This is a genomic window from Photobacterium lucens (assembly GCF_009873615.1).
Taxonomy (GTDB): Bacteria; Pseudomonadota; Gammaproteobacteria; order Enterobacterales; family Vibrionaceae; genus Photobacterium; species Photobacterium lucens.
Genome location: NZ_SSMG01000015.1, coordinates 1 through 7,533 on the forward strand (window position 1 = coordinate 1; position 7,533 = coordinate 7,533).

Below are 7,533 nucleotides of genomic sequence, written 5' to 3' on the forward strand. Positions count from 1 at the left end.
TTCATAGACTCTCCCCTATTCATTTTTAAAGAATAGAAGTGCTAGAGCTTGTGTCAAAAGCAAGTGTGTCTGAAATGGAAGATTCAATCATGAATCTTACTTGGTAGAGGAGTGATTGTTTGAAGAATATGTTGAGCTTGCCTAATACATTTACCACATTGAGAGCCCAAAGGCGTTAATTGCCTAAGCACACGAATGTCGGTCACATTAAACTCATTAGCGAGTTTAACGATTTTCTTATCAGATATTGCATGGCATAAGCAAACATACATAACTAATCGTTAAATCTTTGTCAGTCATACTCATTAGCATAGAACCTAATATCAGATTTTGGCTAATGTCGTTATAACTATTGTGATCTTTCAGATACGAAAAAGGGAGCCGAAGCTCCCTTTTTCTGTACGTAAGTACTAAGTGTTATTAAGCAATGATAGTTGCAACAACACCAGCACCAACTGTACGGCCACCTTCACGGATAGCAAAACGTAGACCTTCGTCCATCGCGATTGGCGCGATTAGAGTAACAGTCATAGAGATGTTATCACCAGGCATTACCATTTCTACGCCTTCTGGTAGCTCGATAGTACCAGTTACGTCAGTTGTACGGAAGTAGAACTGTGGACGGTAACCTTTGAAGAATGGAGTGTGACGACCACCTTCATCTTTAGACAGAACGTAGATTTCTGAAGTGAAAGTTGTGTGTGGAGTGATTGAACCAGGCTTAGCTAGTACTTGACCACGCTCAACTTCGTCACGCTTAGTACCACGTAGTAGAACACCAACGTTCTCACCAGCACGGCCTTCGTCAAGAAGCTTACGGAACATCTCAACACCAGTACAAGTAGTCTTAGTAGTTGGCTTGATACCAACGATTTCTACTTCGTCACCTACAGTGATGATACCTTGCTCAACACGACCAGTTACTACTGTACCACGGCCTTGGATTGAGAATACGTCTTCGATTGGAAGGATGAACGGACGATCGATCGCACGCTCTGGCTCTGGGATGTAAGAATCTAGAGCTTCAGCTAGTTCGATGATCTTAGCTTCCCACTGCTCTTCGCCGTTTAGTGCGCCAAGTGCAGAACCCATGATTACTGGGCAGTCGTCGCCTGGGAATTCGTACTCAGATAGAAGTTCACGAACTTCCATTTCTACTAGTTCTAGTAGTTCTTCGTCATCAACCATGTCACACTTGTTCATGAACACGATGATGTAAGGGATACCAACCTGGCGACCAAGTAGGATATGCTCACGAGTTTGTGGCATTGGACCGTCAGTTGCAGCAACAACTAGGATACCACCGTCCATTTGAGCAGCACCAGTGATCATGTTTTTAACGTAATCGGCGTGTCCAGGACAGTCAACGTGTGCGTAGTGACGAGTTGGAGTATCGTACTCTACGTGAGAAGTAGAGATTGTGATACCGCGCTCACGCTCTTCTGGAGCGTTATCGATAGATGCGAAGTCACGAGCAGCACCACCGTACACTTTAGCAAGTGTAGTACAGATAGCAGCAGTTAGAGTAGTTTTACCGTGGTCAACGTGGCCGATAGTACCAACGTTTACGTGCGGTTTTACGCGTTCAAATTTTTCTTTAGACAATGGATAGTCCCTCTGGGCACGGTATTAAGTGGCATTACGACCACACAACCAAACATGGGTTTGTTGAGTATATAACAAATGGATGAAATAGGACTTGAGAGTGGTGCTGATAGGCAGATTTGAACTGCCGACCTCACCCTTACCAAGGGTGCGCTCTACCGACTGAGCTATATCAGCACACAAGAAATGTGGAGCGGGCAGCGGGAATCGAACCCGCATCATCAGCTTGGAAGGCTGAGGTAATAGCCATTATACGATGCCCGCAATCTTGTTTCTCGTAGAGCTATTCAAACATTTGAAAATGGTGGTGGGGGAAGGATTCGAACCTTCGAAGGCAGTGCCGGCAGATTTACAATCTGCTCCCTTTGGCCACTCGGGAACCCCACCGAAATTCTTAAAACTGGTGCCGACTACCGGAGTCGAACTGGTGACCTACTGATTACAAGTCAGTTGCTCTACCTACTGAGCTAAGTCGGCGTTAGTGGTGCGCATTCTAGATAATGATTATTTTTGTTGCAATACCCTAATTCGTTTTTTTTACTGTTTTTTTTCTAATTGTCGTAAAATTGGACATTATCGTTGCTTCGCATACAAGGCTAAGCCTTCTAAGACTAATTCCGAACGATGATGGAAAGCTGCACACCAGTCTTTAGGTAAGTGGCGTACTCCTCCTCCACATAAGATCACCTCAGGCGATTGTCTGAGTTCTTTTTCTGCTTGCTTTAAGCCAAATTCAATTAAACCGACTAATGCTGCACGACAACCATTTTTCAAACCATCTGCTGTATTATCAGCTAATGCTAATGACTCACTGTGATCATGATCTGAAAACACTTTAGTTGTATTATCTAATACCGATTTCATCATTAACTGGTAACCCGGTACTATCCAACCACCAAGGTGTTGCCCTGTCTCGCTCATCACATCAAACGTTAAGGCTGTACCAATATCAACAATCACTGTTGGCTGGTTAAAATGTTTATGAATGGCAACAAGCGTTAACCAACGATCTATCCCGAGGTATTGATACTCTTTATATGCATTAGTAACACCAAAATCTTCTCGTGCTGTTTTTACCTGGATCACTGGAATATTTGCCAATTGTGCTATTCGCTGAATGGTGTTATCAACTTCCACCGGTCCAACACTTGCAAACACAATTCGCTCAATATCCCCTTCAAGTAGCGGTTGAAGCACAAGCTCAAGCTTTTGGCTTGGATACTTACCAATTTGTTCGATTTGTTCATCTTTTGTTAATAAGGCAACTTTCACATAAGTGTTGCCCGCTTCAATTAATAATTGCATTAACAACCTCTAAGGCTGATTTCACCACCGATATAAGGTGTCACACCCTCATCAGTTTCCAGTAACAATGCCCCTTGTGTATCAATTCCACGAGCAATCCCTGCTACGGTACGCTCGCCAATTAATAACTTCACAGGACGATTTAAAAAGTTATCTATTTTGTTCCAACGTTCAACAAAACCAGTTAAGCCCTGTTGCTCATAATCAATCAACGTCTGTGTTAAATGAGCGATAAGTTGTGCGACTAACTGATTGCGAGATGGTAATGCTTGGCAAGCCTGTTGCAGATTTGTCCAAGCTTGGGTTATTTCAGTCTGCTCTTTAATTGGCATGCTTACATTCAACCCCATACCAATCACTAAATGGGCGGCATCACCTGCCTGACCTGTCATTTCAACTAAAATGCCTGCGAGCTTTTGATCTTTATAATAAATATCATTAGGCCATTTTACTCGGACATCTGGCGCACCGAGTTGCTGTAATGTTTCAGCGATTGCAACACCAACAACAAGACTTAGCCCCATAGCAGCAGCCATGCCAGCGTCTAAACGCCAATAAATGGAAAGATATAAGTTACTACCAAATGGCGATAGCCACTGACGCCCCCGACGACCACGTCCTGCTTGTTGGTACTCTGCAAGACACACACTACCAGTCGGTAATTGTCCCACCCTATCTAATAAATATTGATTGGTAGAGTCGATAACAGGGATCAGATCTAAATGAGCGCAATTGCTTTGTGTAAGAATCGTTTCTTTGTTGAGTAACTCAATCGGAGATGCAAGACAATAACCTTTGCCCTGTAATCGAAAAATATCAAGTCCCCAATCTTGAATCACTTTGATCTGCTTAGCTATCGCCGCTCGAGAGATCCCTAGATCGTTCCCTAGCTTTTCACCTGAATGAAACTCACCATCAGAGAGTAATCGGATCAATGCCAAGCGTGTTGAGTGATCGATCATTGAAGCATCTCTTGTAAGTTTGTTTCCGCATCATGCGCCATGAAACGCACTTCATGTTCCAGTGCAACATCAAACTTTGCAGCGACAGTATCAACGACGTATTGCGCTAAATGCAGCACATCAAGAGCTGTTGCATTACCGGTATTAGTTAAAACAAGTGCTTGTTGAGGATGTACTTTCGCCCCCCCAATTTGGTATCCCTTCAAACCACACTGATCAATCAGCCAACCGGCCGCTAATTTACAATGTCCTGAATCAACGGGATAACTTGGCATATTGGGAAATTCAGACAGAAGGCGATCGCGAGATGCTAGCCCAATAATCGGATTTTTGAAGAAGCTTCCTGCGTTGCCCATTTCCTTAGGATCCGGTAATTTTTCACAACGAACAGAACACACTTCATCAAAAATTTCTTTTGCAGTAACGCTCTCTAAAGAAAACTTTGCTAATGGGCCATAACTAATTTGCGGCTGCCAATCCTTCGCTAAACGAAAACCTACAGCAGTAATAATATGGCTATCTTTAAGTTCATGCTTAAAGATAGAGTCACGGTAACCAAAATTGCATTCTTCAGCCATTAAACGCTGAGATTCACCCGTTAGGACATTTAACACATCCACGTAGTGACACACATCTTTTAGCTCTACCCCATAAGCACCAATATTCTGGATAGGAGATGAACCAACACAGCCAGGGATCAACGCTAAATTCTCAAGACCGTTAAAACCATTATCAACCGTCCAAGCCACAAACTGATGCCAATCTTCACCACCACCAACATGCAAATCAACATATTCAGCCGTTTCGACGACATCAATACCTTTGATACGGTTAAGAATAATCACGCCCTGATAGTCTTCACAAAAAAGTAAGTTACTTCCTTGACCAACAACTAACTTAGGGATTGCCTGATATATTTCGTCTTGCCAAATTGAAAGAAAATCTTCAACACTTGATGCTTCTACAATGTACTTAGCAGAAACATCAATCCCAAAGGTGTGATAAGGCGCTAACCCACTCTCATGTAAAACTTTCATGTTAATCCACAACCAAATCTTTATACTTCTAAATACAGATTCAAACTATATTACCCGATCACACCCAACAACGCAGTGTTTTCCCATGAATGAACGCATTTATCGCCAACTAGACCCTATTCGTCTACCTCTTGTTAATAAACTCTACAAAGACTTTTATCCAGCAGGTAAAGCCAAAAGAGATGAATGTATTTGGGTGGCAGAGGACAATAACCGCATTATTGCAAGTGTCAGATTCAAACTCATAGATGATGTCCAATTACTTACAGGGATGCTAGTTCTACCTGAGTATCGATTAAAAGGCATCGCTAATGAACTTATCCAAGCAACATATAGTCAAATACAGCAGAAAACTTGTTACTGCTTTGCATTTCAAGAATTAGAAAACCTATACCAAAAATCCGGATTCGATACCATTGAGATAGAAAAGCTGCCCAATAATATAAAGCAACGTTTTCTACGCTATGCAAATAGCGGAAAGAAGCTCATTCCTATGGTGTTTGTTCAAAGTTCCAGTTTGTAGTCTTTAGTAAAGTCATATCTCAGTTGGTAGATACATTGACTTCACCTTTTTTCTGGTATAATTCATCCCTAATTAAATTTATCTACTTAAAGATCGTGTAAACGAGGCGATAATGGATTCAGCTATTGCTAACAGGCAGCGCATTGAGCAACTGCCATGTATTGCGCACAAGCCCGAGAATTTAGAGACTCTTTTTGATGCTAATTCATTTAGAGAGCGTCTGTATCAAGAAATAAAATCAGCTCAAAAGCGTATTTATCTGGTCGCTCTTTATCTTCAAGATGACGAAGCAGGAAGAGGCGTGCTTACCGCTCTATACGAAGCGAAGCAACACAATCCAGAACTTGATATTAAAGTACTCGTTGACTGGCATCGTGCTCAACGAGGATTGATCGGTGCAGAGCAATCAGATGGTAATGCTGCGCTATATCGTGAGTATGCAGAAAAATACACTCATAAAATTGAAGTCTTAGGCGTACCAGTAAGAAACCGTGAAGTCTTTGGCGTACTTCACCTAAAAGGTTTCGTGATCGACGATAAAGTGATTTATAGCGGTGCGAGTTTAAATGATGTGTACCTCGCTCAACACGATCGCTACCGTTACGACCGCTACCATGTAATTCGCAATGAAAAACTAGCCGATAGTATGGCGCAATTCATTACAGACACGCTTGTTTCAAGTGAAGCTGTAAATTGTTTAGCACAAGCTGATCGTCCCGATACAAAATCATTACGCACAGCCATTCGCGATCTACGTTCGGAACTACAACAAGCCACTTATCACTTTGAAACCGATGAAATTGCGAGTGATGAAGTAGGTTTAACGCCATTAATCGGTCTAGGTAAGCGAAAGAACAAACTGAACCAAGATATCTGCACTTTAATTGCGAGTGCGCAATCAGAATTAACAATTTGTACGCCTTACTTCAATTTTCCAAGAAGCGTAAGCCGTGAAGTAAAACGAGCGCTGAAACGTGGTGTGAAAGTGACAATCGTTGTTGGTGATAAAACAGCAAATGACTTTTATATTCCACCATCAGAGCCGTTTAAAACCATTGCTGGACTACCTTACCTTTATGAAGTTAACCTTCGTAACTTTGCCAAGCATAATGAAGCAGCTATCGCTCACCGCCAATTAGCTATCTACTTATGGAAACATGACAATAATAGCTTCCACCTAAAAGGCATATGGGTCGATCGTCAATACATGCTGGTAACGGGAAATAACCTAAATCCACGCGCTTGGAAGTTAGATCTAGAAAATGCAATTCTTGTTCATGATAAGAACCAATTACTAGCAGAGCAAAAACAAAAAGAATTGGATTGTATTCTTGAACACACTCAGCTTATCGGTAGTTATAAACAAATAGAAAAAGTAGATAGCTATCCAGCTCAAGTAAAAAAATTGATCACACGTATTCGTCGTGTAAAAGCCGATCATATCCTCAACCAAATACTTTAAACCAACCTATCTGTCATCACTGTAGTGATCTACTACAGTGATGAATCTATCCTCTCTATATTTAGATAATTCAACTGTAGGTCTAGTTTGCTACAGCAAACTATTTTAGAAAAAGAAAAACGAAAAAAGGCCCGTTCATCAGAACGGGCNTTTTAAATTTGAGCCTGGCGATGTCCTACTCTCACATGGGGAGGCCCCACACTACCATCGGCGCTATTACGTTTCACTACTGAGTTCGGCATGGGATCAGGTGGGTCCATAATGCTATGGTCGCCAAGCAAATTCGTTACAATCTTAGAAAGCTGATTCTNCCTGGCGATGTCCTACTCTCACATGGGGAGGCCCCACACTACCATCGGCGCTATTACGTTTCACTACTGAGTTCGGCATGGGATCAGGTGGGTCCATAATGCTATGGTCGCCAAGCAAATTCGNTACAATCTTAGAAAGCTGATTCTCAAACACACGTTCAAGTGTTCTTGGAGTCCGTATAAAACCCCTTGGGTGTTGTATGGTTAAGCCTCACGGGCAATTAGTATCGGTTAGCTCAATGCCTCACAGCACTTACACACCCGACCTATCAACGTTGTAGTCTTCAACAACCCTTTAGAGACCTTAAAGGTCTAGGGATGACTCATC

The 7,533-nt window shown here is 42.2% G+C and carries 7 protein-coding genes, 4 tRNA genes and 3 rRNA genes; 2 read left to right on the plus strand and 12 right to left on the minus strand.

Translation table 11 applies throughout. The features are described from left to right. Positions 1–83: 83 nt before the first annotated feature. The 9 genes from E5A76_RS02000 to murB all read right to left on the minus strand — a co-directional run bounded on the left by E5A76_RS02000 (position 84) and on the right by murB (position 4,909). Positions 84–272, minus strand: coding sequence for a (2Fe-2S)-binding protein (locus E5A76_RS02000; RefSeq protein ID WP_161117954.1), 189 nt, complete (start codon positions 270–272; stop codon positions 84–86). Between the two features lie 148 nt (positions 273–420). Beyond that, on the minus strand, positions 421–1,605 hold the full coding sequence (gene tuf, locus E5A76_RS02005) for an elongation factor Tu (RefSeq protein ID WP_161117955.1): 1,185 nt from the start codon (positions 1,603–1,605) through the stop codon (positions 421–423). Positions 1,606–1,706: 101 nt separating this feature from the next. Further along, positions 1,707–1,782, minus strand: a tRNA-Thr gene (locus E5A76_RS02010). A gap of 12 nt (positions 1,783–1,794) precedes the next feature. Next, positions 1,795–1,869: transfer RNA gene (locus E5A76_RS02015), tRNA-Gly, on the minus strand. 38 nt (positions 1,870–1,907) lie between these two features. Further along, positions 1,908–1,992, minus strand: a tRNA-Tyr gene (locus E5A76_RS02020). Between the two features lie 14 nt (positions 1,993–2,006). After that, positions 2,007–2,082: transfer RNA gene (locus tag E5A76_RS02025), tRNA-Thr, on the minus strand. Between the two features lie 96 nt (positions 2,083–2,178). Further along, positions 2,179–2,910, minus strand: coding sequence for a type III pantothenate kinase (locus E5A76_RS02030; RefSeq protein ID WP_161117956.1), 732 nt, complete (start codon positions 2,908–2,910; stop codon positions 2,179–2,181). Further along, the gene (birA, locus tag E5A76_RS02035) at positions 2,910–3,872 is read right to left on the minus strand and encodes a bifunctional biotin--[acetyl-CoA-carboxylase] ligase/biotin operon repressor BirA (RefSeq protein ID WP_161117957.1); all 963 of its coding nucleotides are present in this window, start codon (positions 3,870–3,872) and stop codon (positions 2,910–2,912) included. Before birA ends, E5A76_RS02030 begins: the two co-directional genes overlap by 1 nt. Then, positions 3,869–4,909, minus strand: coding sequence for a UDP-N-acetylmuramate dehydrogenase (murB, locus tag E5A76_RS02040; RefSeq protein ID WP_161117958.1), 1,041 nt, complete (start codon positions 4,907–4,909; stop codon positions 3,869–3,871). Before murB ends, birA begins: the two co-directional genes overlap by 4 nt. A gap of 85 nt (positions 4,910–4,994) precedes the next feature. Here murB and E5A76_RS02045 point away from each other — a divergent pair, with 85 nt between their 5' ends. Next, a complete protein-coding gene (locus tag E5A76_RS02045; protein WP_053987269.1) occupies positions 4,995–5,432 on the plus strand; it encodes a GNAT family N-acetyltransferase in 438 nt (145 codons plus the stop codon). A gap of 112 nt (positions 5,433–5,544) precedes the next feature. Further along, entirely contained in the window at positions 5,545–6,894 is a 1,350-nt protein-coding gene (gene pssA / locus E5A76_RS02050; RefSeq protein ID WP_053987265.1) for a CDP-diacylglycerol--serine O-phosphatidyltransferase, read from the plus strand. 162 nt (positions 6,895–7,056) lie between these two features. Here pssA and rrf (E5A76_RS02055) read toward each other — a convergent pair. From rrf (E5A76_RS02055) to E5A76_RS02065, 3 genes are all read right to left on the minus strand, one after another. Further along, a 5S ribosomal RNA gene (gene rrf / locus E5A76_RS02055) occupies positions 7,057–7,172 on the minus strand. 32 nt (positions 7,173–7,204) lie between these two features. After that, a 5S ribosomal RNA gene (rrf, locus tag E5A76_RS02060) occupies positions 7,205–7,320 on the minus strand. Between the two features lie 85 nt (positions 7,321–7,405). After that, positions 7,406–7,533 (minus strand): 23S ribosomal RNA (locus E5A76_RS02065); the annotation flags it as partial.

Bases quoted from the DNA above. Each gene is read 5' to 3' on its own strand.
- E5A76_RS02000 (WP_161117954.1), bottom strand. From the start codon at position 272: ATGTATGTTTGCTTATGCCATGCAATATCTGATAAGAAAATCGTTAAA.
- E5A76_RS02045 (WP_053987269.1), top strand. From the start codon at position 4,995: ATGAATGAACGCATTTATCGCCAACTAGACCCTATTCGTCTACCTCTT.
- murB (WP_161117958.1), bottom strand. From the start codon at position 4,909: ATGAAAGTTTTACATGAGAGTGGGTTAGCGCCTTATCACACCTTTGGG.
- pssA (WP_053987265.1), top strand. From the start codon at position 5,545: ATGGATTCAGCTATTGCTAACAGGCAGCGCATTGAGCAACTGCCATGT.
- E5A76_RS02030 (WP_161117956.1), bottom strand. From the start codon at position 2,910: ATGCAATTATTAATTGAAGCGGGCAACACTTATGTGAAAGTTGCCTTA.
- birA (WP_161117957.1), bottom strand. From the start codon at position 3,872: ATGATCGATCACTCAACACGCTTGGCATTGATCCGATTACTCTCTGAT.